Source organism: Sutcliffiella horikoshii (genome assembly GCF_008180725.1).
Classification (GTDB): domain Bacteria; phylum Bacillota; class Bacilli; order Bacillales; family Bacillaceae_I; genus Sutcliffiella_A; species Sutcliffiella_A horikoshii_B.
The window spans coordinates 92,546-113,724 of sequence record NZ_VTEV01000010.1; the positions used below are offsets into that span (position 1 = coordinate 92,546).

Consider the following 21,179-nt stretch of genomic DNA (forward strand, 5'->3'; position numbering starts at 1 on the left):
CCTCGCTGATGTGGATCAAGCTCGACTAAGGTCTTCATTCAGGCGATGAGGGCCTCGCTGATGTGGATCAAGCTCGACTAAGGTCTTCATCCGGGGGATGAGGGCCTTTCTGACAGCACACGAGCTAACCAAAATTCTGCACCCTTTCTTTTTGTCCCCTCCCCCTCTTATAAGCTTTTGCGCTTGCCATTTCTTGTGTTACAATATTGACTATCATAAATGTGGGGAAAACTGCTGAAATGGCCCGCTATCCCCCGGCATTCTTATATAAGGAAGGTTGAAAAACTTGGAACATAACCCAGCAAACTCGAATTTTATTCGAAATATCATAAAAGAGGACCTGGAATCCGGCAAGCGCAACCATGTCATCACCCGCTTCCCTCCAGAGCCAAACGGTTACCTACATATCGGACACGCAAAATCCATCGTCATCAACTTTGACCTTGCTGACGAGTTTAACGGAAAAACGAATCTGCGTTTCGACGACACCAACCCTTTAAAAGAAGACGTTGAATATGTTAACTCCATCAAAGAAGACGTAAAATGGCTTGGCTATGATTGGGACGGACTTTTCTTTGCGTCTGATTATTTTGAAGAGATGTACAATCGCGCCGTTCTTTTAATCAAAAAAGGCAAAGCATATGTGGATGACCTTTCTGCTGATGAGATCCGCGCTTACCGCGGCACGTTGAAAGAACCGGGAAAAGACAGCCCGTACCGCGACCGCTCTGTGGAAGAGAACCTTGACCTGTTCGAGCGCATGCGCAAAGGCGAATTCGGTAACGGAGAAAAAGTGCTTCGTGCAAAAATTGACATGAAATCACCTAACATTAACCTGCGCGACCCGGTTATCTACCGTATTTCTCATGCAACGCACCACAATACAGGAGACAAATGGTGCATCTACCCAATGTATGCCTTCGCACACCCGATTGAGGATGCGATTGAAGATGTGACACACTCTATTTGTACGATTGAGTTTGAAGATCAACGTCCATTATACAACTGGGTAGTGGAAGAAACAGAAATGGCGGGAACGCCACAGCAAATCGAGTTTGGCCGTTTGAACATCACCAATGCGGTGATGAGTAAACGTAAGCTACGCAAGCTTGTGGAAGAAGGCATTGTAGACGGCTGGGATGACCCTCGTATGCCTACAATTTCCGGATTGCGCCGTAAAGGGTACACGCCGGAAGCAATCCGCTCATTCGTTCGTGAAACAGGTGTCTCTAAAGGATCCGGATTTGTTGACTCGCAAATGCTCGATCACTTTGTGCGTGAAGATCTGAAATTGAAGTCCCCTCGTACGATGGGTGTGGTACGTCCGTTGAAAGTGGTCATCACCAACTACCCTGAAGGAAAAGTGGAAATGCTGGATGCGGAAATCAACCCGGAAAATCCGGAAATGGGAACAAGACAGATCCCATTTTCCCGCGAGATTTACATTGAGCAAGAAGATTTCATGGAAGATCCACCGAAAAAATACTTCCGCCTCTTCCCTGGTAACGAAGTACGTCTGAAGCATGCTTACTTCATTAAGTGTGAGGATTTTATTAAGGATGAGGATGGCAATGTGGTGGAGATCCATTGTACGTACGATCCAGAAACGAAGAGTGGCACTGGCTTTACAGGCCGTAAAGTAAAAGGGACCCTGCACTGGGTGGAAGCAACACAAGCGGTGCCAGCTGAGTTCCGTTTGTTCGAACCTTTGTTATTGGATGAGGAGCCTGAAGAGGAAGTCGAAACTGAGGTGGCAAATGTTGCTGGCACAGAAGAGGAGGAATCGGTGGAAGTGGAGAAATCCTTCCTTGACCACGTGAACCCGAACTCTATGAAAGTGTTAAATGGTTTTGTGGAGGAAAACATGAAGGGTGTGGCGCCGCAGGAGAAATTTCAATTCTTCCGCCACGGTTACTTCAATGTGGATCCAAAGCATACGACTGCAGATAAGCTTGTGTTTAATGAAATAGTGTCGTTGAAGAGTTCGTTTAAATTATAAGTGGTTTGATGGAGTGGCCCCCCGTTTTGGTTGAACGGGGGGTTTTTTGTGTGGGGTGGGATGTTGGGTGGGGCGGAGAGCCTAGGTTGATTGGAGGGGAGTGACGGGGAATTGGGCTTGGGGGTGCGAAATGTGTCGGCCGGTGTCGAATGGCCTTTATTTTGAGGTAAATGGACAATATATTGAGAAAGTGGACAATAAAATTAAAAAGTAGACAATATAATCGAAAACTGGATAATAAAATTAAAAAGTGGACAATATAATTCTCCCACCCCCCGCGGCCAACCAAAACTCATAGTCAAAAAAAACCTCCACGTTCCTACAAAACGGGAGGATAATTACCTTATTTTAAACAAACCACCTTAGATAAACGAAAAATCCAGCTATAATTACAACAAACAGCGCTGCATAGATGAAGCTGAGCCGTCTCACATTCCCCTTTGTTTCTTCACGGTATTTTTTATCCCCGCTTCCCGCTACTTGGATCGTCACAAACAGTCCTCCAACTAAAATAATGATGCTGAGTATTCCTAATGCTACCATCATGGCCGCTCTCTCCATTCAAAGAATTTTATCTATCATGAAAGTAGCGTATTTTGGCAACTTTTTCAATAGAATGGGCTTACTGTCATCCATCCAAACCACCGGAACCTCCGCTGAGCGAAGTTACCTCACCCTGCAATCCTCCGCTCACTACGCATCAACCTCGCCATCGGAATATAAGTGAGTAAGAAGATGAAAAGGGCCGCCAATTCCAAGTTGATGTAATACCAGACCCCTGACCCGAAGAAGGAAAGGATGGTTTTTGATTCCGTTGGGTTTGCTAAATAGAAGAAATTTGTACCTAGGAACATATTGATGAAAAAGATTGGGGCCGCCAAGATGTTTAAAGCAACGAAGCTTCTGATGATGGCTTTCTTCGGGACTCGGTATCCTTCATAGATAATGAAATATAACACTGCCAATGGGATTGCGGAATGATGTAGAAAATATTTAAGGAAGCGGTAGTGTGGAAACTGGTACACCATCTCTGGAGTGACCATGCTTAAGATAGGCGGAATTAATCCAATGAAATAAAGTAAGTGGAAAAGTTTTTCGTTTGATTTTAGAAAAAGGTACATGGCAATAAAGGTGCTAACAGAGCAAAGCTGAATGGGCAGGTCCTCCACTCCCCATTGATTCGTAGATAGCACCCAGATCTGATGTGAGATCTCGCATACTAGTAGGATAATGAATAATGTCCACTTAATTTTCGTCTGATGCGGCTTTAGGTCCTTCCTGAAATGAACTAACATAAAGCAAATGCCTACAAACACGAAAAAGGTAAGGATATGTTCAACAGAAAACAATTCAAATGATTGCATGGCGTTAACGGAAAACATTCAATGTCCCCCTTTCTAAGGCGCTTGTAAGTATTTTATTCTTCGCAAGTGGCAGATAAGACTGTTGATCGGGAATTTTTTGGGGGATTCGATGTGGTTCCGGTGGTGCGAATTGTGTCGTTCGGTGTCGAATGGCCTTTATGCCTTAATTGGACAATAAATGGAGACAGTGGCTAATATATCAAAAAAGTGGACAATAAAATCAAAAAGTGGACAATATAATTCCCCCACCCTGCCATTCCAAAAACTTAAATGAAATAAATTCCATATTCAGCAGGAACTCCGCAATCCAGTAGCGAAATAGAGTGAAGAATTCAATGAAAAGGAGAAAACTATGATAATAAAAGAAAGAGAGAAACCATTCAAATTGCTCGCACATGAAGCTGCCATCAGACGAGTTCCAAAAAACCACCCAAAATACCCCGAAATCGAAAAAGAATACTTTCGTTTGCACTATGGATATCTAGGTGAAAAGGCAATGGACTACTTTTCCTCCTTCCTCCCCCATGAAAACTATAAAATACTCCATGGTTTAAGAATCCCAGATACAAAAGGCCGCTACTTTCAGATGGACTCACTCCTGATCACACCAACTCACTGCCTCATCTTAGATTCAAAATACATTAAAGGAAAACTTGAATTCGATGAAGATACCGGGATTCTTATACGGCACCATGAAGATAGCCATCAAAGGGTTGGCGATCCCCTGGCACAACTTGCCCGACACAAAATACAGCTTTCTGGCCTGATAGATAAACTTAAATTACCTTCCATTTCTATCGAAACACAAGTAGTCATCTCGCACAAAAGTGCCACCTTATTTAAAAAATCCCCCACACTACTTAATAAAATTGTCTTTCACACAAATCTTCCCACTAGAATACAAGCTATCGACCATACACAAAAAACCACTAGATTTTCAGCTAAGGAAACTAACAAGCTAGTGAAAGTGTTACTAAACAGGCACAAAGATGATTCAACGTTTAACTTGATGGTATACTACGGCCTCACTCCTTCTGACTTTATAAAAGGAGTTATATGTATAAAATGCTCACATGCTCCCATGAAAAAATACTATAAAAAATGGACGTGTGTTTCATGCGGGCATACAGAGTTGGATCCGGTTTCGCGAACAATCAAGGACTATCCTTTGATTGGGCTTGGCAACACCATCACAAACAAACAGTTCAGAGAGTTTGTCTGTATTCCTTCTATAAGTATCGCTTCCAAATTCCTTTTTACTCTAAACCTCCCCCAAAAAGGCACTAACAAAGGCCGGATTTACTATTTAGAATAAACCGCTCTGTCATCTCATCCTTATTGCATAAACTAGTAAAATAGTTATATACTTAATTGAGAATGATAATCAATTTTATTTATTTTTCAGTTGGGAGTGATGAGGTTGAACATAGACGTGTTTGATGTAACAATTATTGGCGGAGGTCCGGCTGGGCTTTATTCTGCTTTTTATAGCGGTCTTAGAGAAATGAAAACGAAACTGATTGAGTATCAGCCACAATTAGGTGGAAAAATTCATGTATATCCGGAAAAAATGATTTGGGATGTTGGCGGATTGACGCCTGTTCCAGGTGCTAAGTTAATGGAACAGCTGGTGGAGCAGGGGCTAACCTTTGATCCGGAGGTTGTTTTAAATAGAAAGGTAGTTTCCATTACACGAAATGAGGACGAACTCTTTGTTCTAGAGGATTCACATGGTGAACGGCATTTTTCTAAAACGGTTATTGTAGCGGTAGGAGGAGGTATTCTCCACCCACAAAAGCTAGATATTGAGGGTGCGGACCGGTTTGAAGTGACAAATTTAAACTATACGGTTAAATCCTTGAAGCATTTTAAAGATAAAACGATCATCATTTCTGGTGGTGGGAATTCGGCGATTGATTGGGCAAACGAGCTAGAGCCAATCGCCAAGCAGGTGTATGTAACCTATCGAAAGGAAGCATTATCCGCACACGAGGCCCAGGTATCTCAGCTGTTAAACAGTTCGGCGGAATGCTTTTTCCAAACCTCGATTACTAAGTTAATCGCAAGCTCTAACCATGAGGTTATTGAACGAGTGGAGCTCACCAATCATCAAACAGGAGAAGTTTCTTACTTAGCCGTTGATGAAATTATTGTCAGTCATGGGTATGAAAGAGACGGAACATTGATAGAGAACAGTGAACTGCCTATTGAAATGGTGGACACCTATTATGTTAGTGGAAATGCCAACAGCGAAACGACGGTACCTGGCCTTTATGCTGCAGGGGATATATTAAAGCATGATGGAAAGTTGCATCTTATAGCAGGTGCATTTCAGGATGCTGCAAATGCGGTTAACAAAGCAAAGCAATATATTCAACCACAGGCAAACAGTTACGCCATGGTATCCTCACATAATGATATCTTTAAAAGCAGAAACAAAAAATTAATAAAGCAATTGGTAAAATAAATGCACTGCCAGTCTGCAGTCCTCTCTACTAGTAGGAGGACTTTTTTTATTCACGACAAAAACACTTCCCCATGCACTGTACTAGTATAATACTATTTCCAAAACAGTTTAGCATTTTACAAAATAAGGTATTTAACCAAAAGAGACAAAGTATGAAGGGGTTGGTTCATTTGGCAGAGGTGAAGCAAAGAGAAAAAAGAGGCTGTCTGGAATCAATACTTGGTGGCACCTCTACCCTATTCACCATTGTTGCATTTCTGGCCGTTGGTGTGATAACAGGGATTTCCTCTATCGAATTTTTTTTAGAAGGCAGTTTCATATATGGCTTGAGATTTGGTGTTTTATGTTTATTTTCAGCCGGTATGATTTGGGTTTCCTACCTTGATTTAATCGGAAAAGAGTAGAAAGGATGTTCACTTGGAGTAGAGTTTGTTTTATCTATTCGAGCTTTCTAGCATGGTCCTCGCGCTGTTTGCGTTTTATCCTTCCAATTTCCTCACTTTCTCGGATAAATAATTGGAAAAATGTTCATACTATCTTTTCGTAAACTAGTAAAAAAGAAGCAAAAATACCTTACCTTGGCAAAAGTTATTGAAATTTCTGCATATTTCTTTTTATTTACCAGATTATTTATTATAATTACAATGTAAGAATTGATGTTGTCTCATTTTGTGGTTTCGTACGTTGTAAGGCAAGTTAGTGTGCTGTTTACTTCTCTCAAAACAGAAAGGGGAAAAGATGTATGGACAATGAGAACGTTGGAAAGTGCCCGTTTACTGGGGAAAGTTCCGAAAAGCCTGTTGTAGTAACAAAAAACAAGGACTGGTGGCCAAATCAACTAGATTTACATGTGCTTCACCAGCATGACACGAAGACAAACCCACTAGGGGAAGATTTTAACTACGCAGAGGAATTTCAAAAAATTGATTATGCAAGTCTAAAAGAGGACTTACATAATCTTATGACAGACAGCCAAGACTGGTGGCCAGCGGATTATGGACATTACGGGCCCTTCTTTATTCGTATGTCCTGGCATGCTGCAGGTACATATCGCCAAGCAGATGGACGCGGAGGCGGCGGAAGTGGTTCGCAACGCTTTGCTCCGTTAAACAGTTGGCCTGATAACGGAAACTTGGACAAGGCACGCCGACTGCTTTGGCCTATTAAAAAGAAATATGGCAACAAGCTCTCTTGGGCAGACTTGCTTGTTTTTGCAGGAAACGTAGCAATTGAATCCATGGGTGGAAAAACGATTGGATTCGGTGGCGGCCGTGAAGATATTTGGCAGCCTGAGGAAGATGTAAACTGGGGTCCGGAGAAGGAATGGCTTGGCGACAACCGTTATTCCGGTGAGCGCGACCTGGAGAACCCGCTTGCTGCCGTGCAAATGGGATTGATTTATGTAAATCCTGAAGGACCAAACGGCGAACCAGATCCGAAGAAGAGTGCCTTTGATATTCGTGATACCTTCAAACGGATGGGAATGAACGACGAGGAAACGGTGGCATTGACTGCCGGCGGTCATACATTTGGAAAAGCCCACGGTGCTGGTGATCCATCTCATGTGACAGAAGAGCCAGAAGGTGCTGGCCTTGAACATCAAGGTTTCGGTTGGAAGAGCAGCCATGAAACTGGACATGGCGCATTCACAATCACAAGTGGAATTGAAGGTGCATGGACGCCTACTCCAACGAAATGGGATATGAGTTATTTTGATTTGCTGTTTGGGTATGAGTGGGAGCTGACAAAGAGTCCAGCCGGGGCCTACCAATGGGCACCAATTGATCCAGATAAAGAGCATTTAGCTCCAGACGCTCACGATCCTTCCAAAAAAGTAAAAACAATGATGACCACTGCGGACATGGCAATGCGCATGGACCCAGAATATGAAAAAATCTCTCGCCGCTTCCATGCAAATCCGGATGAGTTTGCCGATGCTTTTGCACGCGCATGGTTTAAGCTGCTTCACCGTGACATGGGGCCTCGCGACAGATACTTAGGACCTGAAGTGCCAGAAGAAGAATTCATTTGGCAGGATCCAATTCCAAAAGTGGACTACACATTAACAGATGCGGAGATTGAGGATCTTAAAGCAAAACTATTAGATTGCGGACTTTCTGTCAGCGAGCTTGTGAAAACTGCTTGGGCTTCTGCCAGCACATACCGTCATTCTGACAGACGTGGTGGAGCAAATGGTGCCCGAGTTCGCCTCTCCCCTCAAAAGGACTGGGAAGCAAACGAGCCAGAGCAGCTAGCAAAGGCTATAAATGTGTTAGAAGACCTGCAAAGTAGCCTAGATAAAAAAGTCAGCCTTTCAGATTTAATCGTGCTTGGCGGAAGTGCAGCCGTTGAAAAAGCTGCCAAGGACGCCGGCTTTGATGTAAAAGTTCCATTCACACCAGGTCGCGGTGATGCCACACAGGACCAAACAGACGTGGAAAATTTCGAAGTGCTGGAGCCTGTATCGGATGCATTCCGCAACTACCATAAGAAGGAATACTCCTTGAAACCAGAAGAGTTCATGGTGGACAAAGCTCAACTCATGGACCTTTCTGCAAAAGAATTGACCGTCCTTCTCGGAGGCTTGCGTGTCCTTGGTGCCAACCACGGCGATACGAAGCACGGTGTCTTTACGGACCGAGTAGGCACGCTCACCAATGACTTCTTTGTGACCTTGCTTGATATGGGTGTGGAATGGAAGCCAGTAGAAGGAGAAGGCTACTACGAAGCACGTGATCGCCAAACAGGTGAACTTGTGCGGACTGGTACGAGAGTAGACCTTGTCTTCGGTTCCCACTCCGTTCTTCGTGCCCTTGTCGAAGTGTACGCACAAGACGACAGCCAAGAAAAGTTTGTAAATGACTTTGTGGCTGCATGGGTGAAAGTAATGGATGCAGATCGCTATGATGTGAAAGTGAAAAAATAAAACATAAAATCCGGATGGAGAGGTCAACCTCCACCCGGATTTTTTTGTGCAGTCCTTTTCGCATACAGTTTAATCGAACCACCGCCTGGTCCATAAACAATCCCGCTATTTTTCCAACCATATCTCTCATAATAATGCTCTATATCTGTCGTTAAGTACAGACTCTCATAGCCTTTTTCAGCAGCCACGCTTAACCCGTGCTCCAAAAGCTTGGCACCTATCCCCTTCCCTCTATGCTCCTCTGCCACATAAAGGCAAGCCAACCACGGACACAAGTCCTGACGGCTATTTATATCATTTCGTAAAATCGCATACGTACCAATGATTTCACCATCTTCCACTGCCACATAAAATCGTGGTATATCAGAAGAGGTTGTAGCAGAATGGAGAATCGCATCTTCATAAAATTTGAAGTTCTCCTTACTCCCCCATTGCTGCCAAAACACACGGATTGCCTGGTCAAGCAATGGATCCTTGTTGCTTAGTTCGTTAATTTTCATTATAATTGCTCCGTTCTAACTTTAAAATTTTTTCCATAAATCCGAATCTGCAACATTTACCTAATTATACAATAACAACCCGTGGATTTAATGGTTTCACCATTTTTTCTTTTCACTAACTTTCTTCTGTGTACAGGTAATGTCTAAACAGTTTTTTGTCATAGTTCTTAAACTACTCCCATTGTTACTCCTCGCTTCATCAAATGCTGTCTGTAAACAATACTTACTCTGTCACAAACTAAAGAAAGCTGAACCTCACCTATAAACACTCCGGGGGGTCCAGCTTTTGCTATTTTATATTCTCGTATTATCTATGAAGATTAATGGCCTTCATGATTATTTAATACACTAGCTTACTATCTTTCTAGTTAATTAGCTGTCTCTTACTTTAATCTGTATGCTTTAATGACTTCCTGCTTAATGGTATTGCCGGCATCATCCCATGCACTGGCACGGAAGGAAACAGATCCGCCAGGGTTATTCGGATGTTTAATTTTGGCTTTCCACTGTGAACCGTCAGCTGACAAATTGACCGGTTTCCATGTTTGACCTTCATCAAAGGAGATTTCCAACGTGGCTCCTTCTACTTTTCCGGCACCCACAGCTTCCTCAATATGAATGGCTGATAGAATTAGCTCGGTGGTTCTGTTTGCCCGCACCTCATTCTCCATGTCTGTTTTCACGTTGTAGTTCAGTTCCAGCAGAGGTACTCGGTATGGGTGGATACAGTTGTGTTCCAACGTTTAGGATTACGGTTATTTTCTGAAATAAGTCGATATTGGTTACGTTCGCTCGGATTTATGTTACCTCTGAAATCCCTTGTCCTTTTCCTTCTTTGCTCAGGGGTATCTCCTTTGTAAACTTGCATAAATATGATTTATTTCTTTGCATGTACTGCAAAATCTCTTTGCAAAGAAACTCCTATTTAGCGTGATAATACATAAACTCTATCATTTTTTGTTGGCACAAAAATTGCATTAAAAGAAATATGCACTATTATTAGTCTATTTAAAAATATGAAAGAGAGGAGCTTACATAACGCGTTCCCAAATTTCAGAAAGCGCTTTCAATAATTAGTTATGCTAAAAATATATTAATTGAGGTGAATTCTTTGGACAATCAGCTTCAACAAGAAAAGATTCAGGATACTGGGCGACCAATACCCAAAAAATCTTATAGCATGCAAGAGTATTTACAGTTTATCCTTCCTAGTTTTATTGGTATTGTTCTATTTATTATCCCTTTTCCATTTAATGGTGAAATTACAATTCCTGTTGCAATATTAGCTAAATTAGTGCAGAACAGTTTTACAAGTATTCTACCTTCTGTTATGACAGGTGTCATTGTGCTGACAACAATAATCACTATATTGGTAAAGTTATCTAAACCGTTTCTGATTGAAAGATCTCCGTTTCTTTCCAAATTATTTGATGTCTCTCCTACCTGGCTTATTGCTAGAGTATTAGGGATGATCTTTGCACTTATGACGTTATTTCAGTTTGGTCCAAGTTGGATTTGGTCTGAAAATACTGGTGGGTTGTTACTTTACGACTTAATTCCCGTACTGTTTTCCGTTTTCCTTTTCGCAGGGTTATTTTTACCGCTATTACTGAACTTTGGTCTTCTTGAATTATGTGGTGCCTTATTAACAAAAGTCATGCGACCACTCTTTAAACTGCCTGGTCGTTCTTCCATTGACTGTTTGGCATCTTGGTTGGGTGACGGTACGATTGGTGTCCTATTAACCAATAAACAATATGAAGATGGATATTATACAAAAAGAGAAGCTGTTATTATAGGGACAACCTTTTCTGTTGTATCAATTACGTTTACAATAGTTGTCATCTCGTACTTAAATCTTCAACATGTATTTGGACCATTTTATCTTACAATTGTCATCGCGGGCCTTGTAGCAGCATTTATATGTCCTAGAATCCCACCATTATCTAGAAAGCCAGATACCTACTATGAACAAGCTGAAAAAAAGATAGATGAACGTCTACCAAAAAACATGACACACTTTTCATGGGGCTTGAATCAAGCTATTCAACAAGCGAAGAAAAATAAAAGTTATGCTACAGTATTGAAGGGAGGAATCCAAAACGTACTAGATATGTGGATGGGCGTTATTCCTATCGTCATGGCAATTGGAACGACAGCACTAATCATTGCCGAATACACCCCTGTCTTTAAGTATCTAGGAATTCCGTTTATCCCGCTTCTCACTCTCATGCAAGTGCCGGAAGCAGCGGCTGCTTCTCAAACAATGGTTGTAGGTTTTGCAGATATGTTTCTACCAGCTATTATTGGCAGTTCGATTGAAAGCGAACTAACCCGCTTTGTCATTGGCTGTGTATCTGTCACACAATTAATCTATATGTCAGAAGTAGGTGGACTGTTATTGGGATCTAAGTTACCTGTTCGTTTTTTTGAATTGGTCATCATTTTCCTTCAACGTACGATTATTACGCTACCTATAATTGTCTTAATGGCTCACATTATTTTTTAAATCTAATCTGTATATTTGTGTTACTGTTTACATACTGTTGTGGATGGTCTCGGGAGTCTTGTGCCTTTCGCTTTTAACAAAGACTTTTATATAAAAATGGCTGTCTAAAAATCAGTAAAAGCTGATTTTTAGACAGCCTCTTTTGGTGGAAATCAACAGCGTATTGATACGTGTTCAAATAAGAAAAAGGCTTGGGTTATCCCAAACCTTGTAATCGCTATAAAAAAGATAAAATCAATCAGATCCTGTAATAATGAAATCATCTTGTAAAGAAGCTAATCGCATATTCCGTCTTACCTGATCCCCTTGATTTACTACGAGGGAGGTGATGTGTCCACTTGCACCTACTGAGATTCCCTCTATCTTCCCTTCTGTTGTTTTGATTAAGAAGAGATTTTCCCACTCATATACATGGCAATTTCCACGAACGTACATTTTTTCAATTATTCCATCATATGGACACTTAATTAAATGATATCGTTGGATCACATTCTTCACTCCTTGTAAATTCATTGAATCAGTGGATTATAATTAAATCCAACCTCGGAATTGTGATGCTTCTGCCATTTTTCGAACACCAACCATATAAGCAGCTAAACGCATGTTCACATCTCTGTCTTGAGAAACACGAAAAACTTGATTAAATGAATCAACGATAACTTTATTAAGTTTTTCAATAACTTCTTCTTCAGGCCAATAGAAACCTTGATTATTTTGCACCCACTCAAAATAAGAAACGGTGACACCACCCGCACTTGCAAGCACATCTGGAACCAGAAGTACGCCACGTTCTGTTAAAACCTTGGTTGCTTCTAGAGTGGTTGGACCATTGGCTGCTTCCACGACAATTGCCGCTTTAATTTTATGGCAATTTTGAGCGGTAATTTGGTTGGAGATTGCCGCAGGAACTAAGATATCACATTCAAGTTCTAATAATTGTTCATTTGATATCGTATGTTCAAAAAGAGTCGTTACTGTTCCAAAGCTATCTCTTTTATCAAGTAAATAATCAATATCTAATCCTGCTGGATCATACAAAGCACCATAAGCATCAGATATCCCAATCACTTTTGCTCCTGCATCATGCATAAATTTTGCTAAAAAACTACCAGCGTTGCCAAATCCCTGAATGACCACGCGAGCACCCTTCAATGGAATTCCCTTTTTGGCAGCAGCTTCCTCTATACAGATGGTGACACCAAGTGCCGTCGCTTTTTCTCTACCATGCGACCCACCAAGTACGAGGGGCTTACCCGTTATAAAGCCGGGCGAATCAAATTCACGTAATCGACTATATTCATCCATCATCCAAGCCATAATTTGTGAATTGGTATATACGTCAGGAGCAGGGATATCCTTGGTAGGGCCGACAATTTGACTGATTGCCCTGACATAACCTCTACTAAGTCGTTCTAACTCCGTAGCAGACATCTTCCTTGGATCGCAAATGATTCCTCCTTTCCCTCCTCCATATGGTAAATTAGCAATGCCACATTTAAGGCTCATCCACATGGAAAGTGCCTTCACTTCCTCCTCATCCACCTCAGGATGGAAGCGTATTCCCCCCTTTGTTGGACCAACCGAGTCATTATGTTGTGCACGATATCCTGTAAATACTTTTGTTGATCCATCATCCATTCTGACAGGAATTCGTACTGTCAACATTCTAAGAGGTTCTTTTAATAGTTCAAATAGCTGATGTGAATATCCTAGTTTTTCTAATGCTTCTTTAATTACAACTTGAGTGGAAGTAAATAAATTTAAAGATTCTTCTTGGACATTTTTAACAACAGTACTCATGGTTGGCCCCCTTGGATCATTATTTAGTTAACACGCGTTGAATACGTTCAATCGCCCAATCTAGCTCCTCAATCGTGATAATGAGTGGTGGTGCAAAGCGAATGACTGTATCATGGGTTTCTTTACATAAAAGACCGGTTTCTTTCAAAGCTTCACAGTATGGTCTCGCCTCTTCATGAAGTTCGACACCAATAAATAAACCTCTTCCGCGAATATCCTTGATCATTGGGTTATTAATCTCTTTTAAACGATTTATGAAGTAGTTTCCTAGGTCCATGGAACGTTCTGTAAGTTTTTCTTCTTCAAGCACTTCAAGAGATGCGATGGAAACTGCACATGCCATTGGGTTTCCTCCAAAAGTGGAGCCATGGGACCCAGGATTAAATACACCTAAAATCTCTTTGTCTGCAACAACACATGATATTGGGAATACGCCTCCGCCAAGTGCTTTCCCTAAGATATACATATCGGGTACGACATTTTCCCAATCACAAGCAAACATTTTACCTGATCGTCCAAGCCCTGATTGGATCTCATCTGCGACAAACAATACATTCTGTTCTTTACATAAGTTGTAGGCTTCCTTTAGAAATCCAGCGGGAGGAATAACAATCCCTGCCTCACCTTGAATAGGCTCTAGCAAAAATGCGGCAGTATTAGGAGTGATTGCCTCACGCAGTGCCTCTAAATCACCATAGGGAATTAATTTAATTCCCGGTAACATCGGACCAAAGCCTTTCTTATATTCAGACTCTGAAGAAAGTGATACCGCTGACATTGTTCTGCCATGAAAGTTTCCGGTACATGCGATTATTTCGGCTTGATTTTCAGCAATTCCCTTTACATTGTAGCCCCAGCGTCTAACCGTTTTTATCGCTGTTTCCACCGCCTCTGCTCCAGTGTTCATCGGAAGCGCCATGTCTTTTTTTGTTATCTTTGCTATTTTTTCGTACCACGGTCCTAATTGATCGTTATGAAATGCTCTTGATGTAAGAGTTACTCGGTCCGCTTGACCTTTTAGCGCTTGGATGATCTTGGGATGTCTATGTCCTTGGTTCACTGCGGAATATGCACTTAACATATCCATGTATTTGTTTCCTTCAGGATCTTCCACCCATACACCTTCAGCTTTTGAAATGACTATTGGAAGTGGATGATAATTCTTTGCACCGTACTTTTCTGTTTGCTCAATTAGACCTTCTGTCAATGTTGGCATTTAATATCCCACCTAATTTTTTTCTTTATGCTAGCCTGAAATCAACGCAAATCTAACATTGCTTTTCTTTAAAGCGTTTCAGACGTTGTTTTCCCTTGTAAGTGAAGTAATAAGTAGTCCGGTCCTCCGGCTTTAGAGTCTGTTCCAGACATATTAAATCCGCCAAATGGTTGATATCCTACAATTGCTCCTGTGCAGCCCCTGTTAAAGTAAAGGTTACCGACGTGGAAGTCTTCACGTGCCTTCTCTATGTTTTTGCGATTATTTGTAATCACCGCTCCGGTTAACCCATATTCTGTGTTGTTTGCAATATCAATGGCATGGTGAAAATCCTTTGCTTTACAAAACGCAACAACAGGTCCAAAAATTTCTTCTTTCATTATTCGTGCGTTTTCCTCTACGTCAGCAAAAATGGTTGGTTGGATAAACCAGCCTTTTTTATCTTCACATTCCCCACCGAACATTAACCTGCCTTCTTCTTTTCCAATCGCAATATAGCTCATGATTTTATCAAATGCACCTTGGTCATTTACAGGACCCATCTTATTCGATCGTTGTGTAGGATCTCCTACTGTTAATTCTTTTGTTAACTCCACAACACGCTCTAGCACTTGATTATAAACATCTTCTAGAATAACCGCTCTTGAGCAGGCAGAGCATTTTTGTCCTGAGAAACCAAAGGCAGATGCAACAATTGATTGCGCTGCTAACTCTAGATCTGCTTCTTTGTCCACGACGATTGTGTCCTTTCCACCCATTTCAGCAACCACTCGTTTTAACCAAATTTGCCCAGGGTTTAATTTAGAAGCCCGCTCATAAATTCGCAATCCAACATCACGAGACCCAGTAAAGCTGATAAAACGTGTACGTGGATGGTCGACCAAGTAGTCCCCTACCTCTACACCACTTCCAGGGATATAGTTCACAACTCCTGCAGGCAATCCTGCTTCTTCTAAAACCTCTATAAACTTTGCGGCAATCACTGGTGTTGTACTCGCTGGTTTAAGTAGCACTGTATTCCCTGTAACTAATGCTGCAGTCGTCATTCCGGCCATGATAGCAAATGGAAAGTTCCATGGAGAAATAATGACGCCAACTCCCAATGGGATATAATTAAAACGATTGTATTCCATTGAACGACTCTCAACAGGAATCCCGTCTTTTAATTTCAGCATTTGACGAGCATAATACTCCATGAAGTCAATCGCTTCAGCCGTATCCGCATCCGCTTCATTCCAAGGTTTCCCTGCTTCTTTAACAAGAACAGCAGAGAATTCATGCTTTCGACGGCGTACAATAGCTGAAGCTCTGAATAAAATATCCGCTCTCATTTCGACCTTGGATTTTCTCCAAGTTTGAAATGTACGATCTGCCTCTTTCATCGCTTTTTCAGCCAGCTCTTGTGTCGCTTTTGAAACACGGCCAACCACTTCGTCCCTATTTGCAGGATTAACAGATACAATGGATTCTTCCGTAAGTATTCTTTCTCCGCCTATAATAAGGGGATAATGCTTCCCTAATTCAGATTCTACTTTTTGTAGAGCCGCTTCAAATTCTTTTACATTCCTCTGATCTGTAAAATCACAAAATGGCTCATGTTTATATGGTTGGACCAAACCGCTCATCCCCTTTTAAATTCTTTACACCTACTATATAAGCAAGAATCGTGCCAACTATTAAACTGTGTGTTTATGGGAATGTACGCCATGCAAAGCAATGTTTTTTTGCACGTATCTTACTTTAATATATCAATTCCGCAAAAATACATTGCACCTTATCCATCCATATCCTAAACTAGAAGGTAACTTGTTCGATTAGAGGTGCTTACATTGTGGGAACAAAATGAAAGGTTGAAACAGGATTACAAATCGATGTTAGAAAAATTATTAGATGTGATGGACGTCGGAGTACATGCCATTGATACACAGGGAAAAACCATAATTTATAATCGAAAAATGACGGAAATTGAGGAAATGTGTGAGGAGGATGTGATTAATAAGTCTTTGCTGGAAGTCTTTAGGTTCCCAGAAGAGAAGGATAGCACACTCTTACAAGCATTGCTCCATGGTACTATAACAAAAAATACGAAACAAACGTATTTTAATAATAAAGGACAAGAGATAACAACCATTAATGACACATATCCTATTTTCAATGAGGAAAATCAAGTAATTGGTGCAATCGAAATCGCGAAAGATGTTACAAAGCTTGAACGGATTATTCGTGAAAACATCCTCCTAAAAGGAGATGCAAAGTACACGTTTGATAGCATAATTGGTCAAAGTGAAGCTCTGTTTGAAGTGATTGAAAATAGTAAGCGAGCGACAAGAACCTCCTCCTCTGTTTTGATAATTGGAGAAACAGGAACAGGTAAAGAATTATTTGCCCAAAGTATCCATAACGGTAGTCTTCGATCTTCCAGACCATTCATCAGCCAAAACTGCGCAGCACTTCCAGACAATTTAATTGAAGGATTGCTCTTTGGTACAAAAAAAGGGGCTTTTACTGGCTCGATTGAGCGACCTGGTTTATTCGAGCAAGCCCAGGGTGGAACACTATTACTAGATGAGATTAACTCGTTAAACCCTGCCTTACAAGCAAAGCTATTACGTGTGATACAAGAGAAATCGATTCGTAGAGTCGGAGATATCCAGGATAAAAAAATCGATGTCCGTATTATAGCCACAATTAATGAAGATCCGATAGATGCGATTGCAAATGGCAATTTGCGAAAGGACCTCTATTATCGATTAGGCGTTGTTTCGATTTTTATTCCTCCTCTTCGGGAAAGAAAAGAGGATATTCCTTTACTAGTTAACTCATTTATTGAGAAGTACAATGATCTATTCAGTATGAATGTAAGAGGAATTAGCAAAGATGTGCTTGAATTGTTTTTTGAATATGATTGGCCTGGAAATGTGAGGGAACTTGAACATATTGTTGAAGGGGCAATGAACCTATTAGATTACGAGGATACCATTACTTTTTCCCACCTGCCCCTTCCCTTTAGAAAAAAGACACATTTTAAAGAAACCGGCTTTACTTCTACCAAGAATCAACCAGTTGAACCGGAACCGGAAGACAGCATGCAATCCTTTGAATCACATATGGAGAAAGCTGAAAAAGCATATTTACTTAAAGCTTTGGAGCAACATGACTCCAACATTTCAAAAACTGCCAAAGCGTTAGGAATGAGCCGACAAAGTTTACAATATCGATTAAAGAAATATGGTGTGAAATAAGGTGAAATTTATTATTTTTAAACCTAAAAAAAGAAGACAGGGAACTTCCATGGATAAGAAGGTTCCTGTCTTCTGCAATATTTAAAAGTAAGCTCAAAACACGGCTTACAATCCAAATAATAGGCTAAAATGGTGCTTAACACTAATACTTTCATCTAGCCATTTACTAGGATTAGATAACTGATTAATTTTAAATGTACTGTATATATTTCTTCAGAGTTTCCTTTACCTTTTCATTTGCAAAAGAAGCTTGCACGCTATTCATGTAAATCTGTTTATACTCTACATCACTCATGGAAAACTCATTCCAGACCAAATTACATTCCTTTGCCAATGTTGTGTTCGAAACTGTTCTGTTGTCTGTATTAACAGTTACTTTTATGCCGTCCCTGTGGAATTCATAGATTGGATGATCACTGATTTGGTTTACTGCTTTGGTTTGGACATTACTTGTTGGACACATTTCAAGTACTATCTGTCTTTGCTTTACAATATTATAGGCTTCTTCACAATCATGAATGAACACACCGTGTCCAATTCTTTCAGCACCTAACCATTTTACAGCTTCAAGTACATTTTTCCCGATTCCAGTTTCACCTGCGTGAATCGTGACTCTAAAGCCATATTCTCTAGCCAATTTGATTGGTTCAATAAATTCCCTGCAAAAACCTTCCTCCTCAGAAGCACACAAATCAATTGCGACAACCCCTTTTCCTAAAAATTTCTGCCCCTTCTCAACGACTTCAAAAGCACTTTCCACCGGCATTGTTCTCATACATGACAAAATGATATTTCCATGAATATCAAATTTCTCTTCTGCCTCTTTCATTCCCTCTATCACACTTAGGATAATTTCTTCTATAGATAAACCCTTTTTTGTATGAAGTAATGGCGCAAAACGAACCTCCATATATTTTACATTTTCATTTGCTGCATCTTCAAAAAGCTCAAACGTTATTCTTTTCAAACTTTCTTTTGATTGCATTACTAAATTAGGAATAGAGAATCTTTTAAGATAGTCATCTAAGGATTCACAGTTAAGTGGAGCAATTAGTTCTTCTTTCATCTCTTCCTTATCAAAAGAAGGTATATCGATGCCATCTTTCTTTGCAATGTCAATGATGGTCTCCGGTCTAACACTCCCATCCAAATGGCAGTGCAGTTCAATTTTAGGTATTTTAGAAAAATTCATTGTTGTCCTCCTTTTTTAACAAAAAAATTCCTGATCACGAAGAAAGCACAAGTGAAAATTCTTGTATTTTCTTCGTAATCAGGAATTATTGGTACCTGGTAGAAACCTCCAAACCATATTATTGGAGTTATACGAATTTGAGCATTTTATTAAGTTCTTTATTAAGATAATAAATTATATCCCTATTGTCAATGAGCTAGAATTACTTTCATCTCTCTCATGGAAGATCACTTCTCCTTTTATAACGGTATTTAGATTAGGGAACGCATAGTTTTTAGTTCATGAGTGATAATATATCCATGAAAAGTTATTTGAGGTACCCTCTCTTTTAGCTATAGGAGGTCCCCCAGTGCATATTATTGAATCTATAAAAAACTTTCTGCCAGAAGCAAATATCTATGTGTATACTCTCATTACTCTTTTGGTTCCTTTAGCCTTGTCTAAGGTTAGCGGTTATTTTCATGGTGATAAGACAAAACCAGTCATTGAACAACAGGATACGGAAGTTCCTGCTTTACTTTCGAGTGACCTATCTGCCAATGTTTATGAAATTAACAAAAATTTAGGGACAAACAAGGACATCATTACAAGAGAGTTCACCTTTGGGAAAGAACAGACTAGAGCTGCCATTATTTTTGCAAAAGGTCTTGTAGATACAACTATTATCAATAGTAATATACTGGAACCATTGCTAGTGAATTTTCCCAACAATATTGATCCTTTGACAATCCAAATAAAAAATCTTTTACCAATTAGCGAAATTTCCGAAGAAAACCGGATTAAAGTTATCAACACAAATATTCTTAGAGGGCAAACGGTATTATTCATACAAGATATCGATTATGCATTTATATTAAAAACAAGCAATTCTAGTGGTCGTAACTTGGAAGAACCTGTATCTGAGTTACAGGTTAGAGGACCGCGAATAGGATTTAATGAAAACTTGATAGATAATGTGACCCTGCTTCGGAAAGCGGGAGTTAATACAGAACTAAGGTTTATCACCCTTCAATTAGGTAAACGATTCAACAAAGAATTAGTCATTACCTATGTTGAAGGTATAGCAAACCCTGAAATCATTGAAAATGTGAAACAAAAAATTGAATCTATCGATATCGACAATTTACCTGAATCAGGATATGTAGAGGAATTAATTGAAGAGAATAATTTCTCTCTGTTTCCACAGGTTCAGAGTACAGAACGTCCTGATCGGGTTGTCGCTGCCCTCACTGAAGGAAGAGTTGCCATTATATTAGACGGGACTCCTTTTGCATTAATTGTACCTGCTACTATTAATATGTTTTTGCAATCCCCGGAAGATTACTATGAGCGTTGGATTGCTGGCAGTTTAGTCAGATTCCTAAGGTATGTAGCTGCTTTTATAGCAGTTTTCACACCTGCATTATACATATCTTTCGTATCGTTTCATCAAGGGTTAATACCTACAAAACTCGCCCTTTCCATTATTAGTTCCAGGGAAGGCGTTCCCTTTCCAATCCTTATTGAAGCTCTTTTGATGGAGGTATCTATTGAGATACTGAGAGAAGCAGGTTTAAGGCTACCGAAACCAATAGGCCAAACGATTGGAATCGTTGGTGGTTTGGTAATTGGGGATGCAGCCGTTCAAGCTGGTATAGTAAGCCCAGTAACTGTTATTGTCGTAGCTCTTACTGCGATTTCTTCCTTTTCTCTTCCACAATACAATATAAGCATTTCGTTAAGGATTTTAAGATTCATTGCCATGTTCCTTGCTGCAACATTGGGATTGTATGGGGTTATAGTCTTTTTTATATTTTTCAGCATACACCTTGTACGCTTAAGAAGCTTTGGAGTTCCTTACCTCAGCCCTGCAGTACCTTATCAGACCAATGATTGGAAGGATTTTTTAATACGACTTCCTATATCAGCTATGAAAAAAAGACCAAAGATTTTCAAGCCAACAAACACTATCCGGAAAGGGTAAT

General features: G+C 40.4%; 17 protein-coding genes and 1 riboswitch. Of the genes, 8 read left to right on the forward strand and 9 right to left on the reverse strand.

The annotated features are described in order from the left end of the window. The first annotated feature begins 286 nt into the window (after positions 1 to 286). Entirely contained in the window at positions 287 to 1,999 is a 1,713-nt protein-coding gene (locus FZC76_RS19970) for a glutamine--tRNA ligase/YqeY domain fusion protein (RefSeq protein ID WP_148989912.1), read from the forward strand. 348 nt (positions 2,000 to 2,347) lie between these two features. Here the strand turns inward: FZC76_RS19970 and FZC76_RS19975 are convergent, their stop codons facing one another. Then, positions 2,348 to 2,545 (reverse strand): hypothetical protein, encoded by a 198-nt coding sequence (locus FZC76_RS19975; RefSeq protein WP_148989913.1) that lies wholly within the window; start codon positions 2,543 to 2,545, stop codon positions 2,348 to 2,350. Positions 2,546 to 2,670: 125 nt separating this feature from the next. Next, positions 2,671 to 3,381, reverse strand: a complete 711-nt coding sequence (locus FZC76_RS19980) for a YwaF family protein (protein WP_148989914.1) — start codon at positions 3,379 to 3,381, stop codon at positions 2,671 to 2,673. A gap of 334 nt (positions 3,382 to 3,715) precedes the next feature. Here FZC76_RS19980 and FZC76_RS19985 point away from each other — a divergent pair, with 334 nt between their 5' ends. The 4 genes from FZC76_RS19985 (at position 3,716) to katG (ending at position 8,756) form a co-directional block, all read left to right on the forward strand. Continuing rightward, complete coding sequence (locus tag FZC76_RS19985) at positions 3,716 to 4,678, forward strand: nuclease-related domain-containing protein (protein ID WP_148989915.1); 963 nt, start codon at positions 3,716 to 3,718, stop codon at positions 4,676 to 4,678. A gap of 99 nt (positions 4,679 to 4,777) precedes the next feature. Continuing rightward, positions 4,778 to 5,830, forward strand: coding sequence for an NAD(P)/FAD-dependent oxidoreductase (locus FZC76_RS19990; protein WP_392396860.1), 1,053 nt, complete (start codon positions 4,778 to 4,780; stop codon positions 5,828 to 5,830). A gap of 152 nt (positions 5,831 to 5,982) precedes the next feature. Next, the gene (locus FZC76_RS19995; RefSeq protein ID WP_148989917.1) at positions 5,983 to 6,234 is read left to right on the forward strand and encodes a hypothetical protein; all 252 of its coding nucleotides are present in this window, start codon (positions 5,983 to 5,985) and stop codon (positions 6,232 to 6,234) included. A 338-nt stretch (positions 6,235 to 6,572) separates the two neighbouring features. Beyond that, entirely contained in the window at positions 6,573 to 8,756 is a 2,184-nt protein-coding gene (gene katG, locus FZC76_RS20000) for a catalase/peroxidase HPI (protein ID WP_148989918.1), read from the forward strand. 23 nt (positions 8,757 to 8,779) lie between these two features. Here katG and FZC76_RS20005 read toward each other — a convergent pair whose 3' ends face one another. Then, the gene (locus tag FZC76_RS20005; protein ID WP_148989919.1) at positions 8,780 to 9,256 is read right to left on the reverse strand and encodes a GNAT family N-acetyltransferase; all 477 of its coding nucleotides are present in this window, start codon (positions 9,254 to 9,256) and stop codon (positions 8,780 to 8,782) included. A gap of 383 nt (positions 9,257 to 9,639) precedes the next feature. After that, a complete protein-coding gene (locus FZC76_RS20010) occupies positions 9,640 to 9,915 on the reverse strand; it encodes a hypothetical protein (protein WP_148989920.1) in 276 nt (91 codons plus the stop codon). A 521-nt stretch (positions 9,916 to 10,436) separates the two neighbouring features. On the opposite strand from FZC76_RS20010, the gene FZC76_RS20015 reads away from it, so the two are divergent. Beyond that, positions 10,437 to 11,765 carry a YjiH family protein gene (locus FZC76_RS20015; RefSeq protein WP_148989956.1) on the forward strand — a complete coding sequence of 443 codons (1,329 nt, stop codon included), beginning with the start codon at positions 10,437 to 10,439 and terminating at the stop codon, positions 11,763 to 11,765. Between the two features lie 234 nt (positions 11,766 to 11,999). On the opposite strand, the gene FZC76_RS20020 is transcribed toward FZC76_RS20015, so the two are convergent. From FZC76_RS20020 to pruA, 4 genes are all read right to left on the reverse strand, one after another. Next, on the reverse strand, positions 12,000 to 12,254 hold the full coding sequence (locus FZC76_RS20020) for a hypothetical protein (protein ID WP_148989921.1): 255 nt from the start codon (positions 12,252 to 12,254) through the stop codon (positions 12,000 to 12,002). Positions 12,255 to 12,296: 42 nt separating this feature from the next. Beyond that, positions 12,297 to 13,565 carry a Glu/Leu/Phe/Val family dehydrogenase gene (locus FZC76_RS20025; protein ID WP_148989922.1) on the reverse strand — a complete coding sequence of 423 codons (1,269 nt, stop codon included), beginning with the start codon at positions 13,563 to 13,565 and terminating at the stop codon, positions 12,297 to 12,299. 19 nt (positions 13,566 to 13,584) lie between these two features. Then, positions 13,585 to 14,781 carry an ornithine--oxo-acid transaminase gene (locus FZC76_RS20030; RefSeq protein WP_148989923.1) on the reverse strand — a complete coding sequence of 399 codons (1,197 nt, stop codon included), beginning with the start codon at positions 14,779 to 14,781 and terminating at the stop codon, positions 13,585 to 13,587. 68 nt (positions 14,782 to 14,849) lie between these two features. Continuing rightward, on the reverse strand, positions 14,850 to 16,397 hold the full coding sequence (gene pruA, locus FZC76_RS20035; protein WP_148989924.1) for an L-glutamate gamma-semialdehyde dehydrogenase: 1,548 nt from the start codon (positions 16,395 to 16,397) through the stop codon (positions 14,850 to 14,852). Positions 16,398 to 16,652: 255 nt separating this feature from the next. Here pruA and FZC76_RS20040 point away from each other — a divergent pair, with 255 nt between their 5' ends. Continuing rightward, positions 16,653 to 18,023 carry a sigma-54 interaction domain-containing protein gene (locus FZC76_RS20040; RefSeq protein WP_148989925.1) on the forward strand — a complete coding sequence of 457 codons (1,371 nt, stop codon included), beginning with the start codon at positions 16,653 to 16,655 and terminating at the stop codon, positions 18,021 to 18,023. A 190-nt stretch (positions 18,024 to 18,213) separates the two neighbouring features. Here the strand turns inward: FZC76_RS20040 and add are convergent, their stop codons facing one another. Then, positions 18,214 to 19,215 carry an adenosine deaminase gene (gene add, locus FZC76_RS20045; RefSeq protein WP_148989926.1) on the reverse strand — a complete coding sequence of 334 codons (1,002 nt, stop codon included), beginning with the start codon at positions 19,213 to 19,215 and terminating at the stop codon, positions 18,214 to 18,216. A 55-nt stretch (positions 19,216 to 19,270) separates the two neighbouring features. Further along, positions 19,271 to 19,370: riboswitch (purine riboswitch) on the reverse strand. A gap of 194 nt (positions 19,371 to 19,564) precedes the next feature. Between add and FZC76_RS20050 the strand changes: the two genes are divergently transcribed. Further along, positions 19,565 to 21,178, forward strand: coding sequence for a spore germination protein (locus FZC76_RS20050; RefSeq protein WP_148989927.1), 1,614 nt, complete (start codon positions 19,565 to 19,567; stop codon positions 21,176 to 21,178). The last annotated feature ends 1 nt before the right edge of the window (position 21,179 follow it).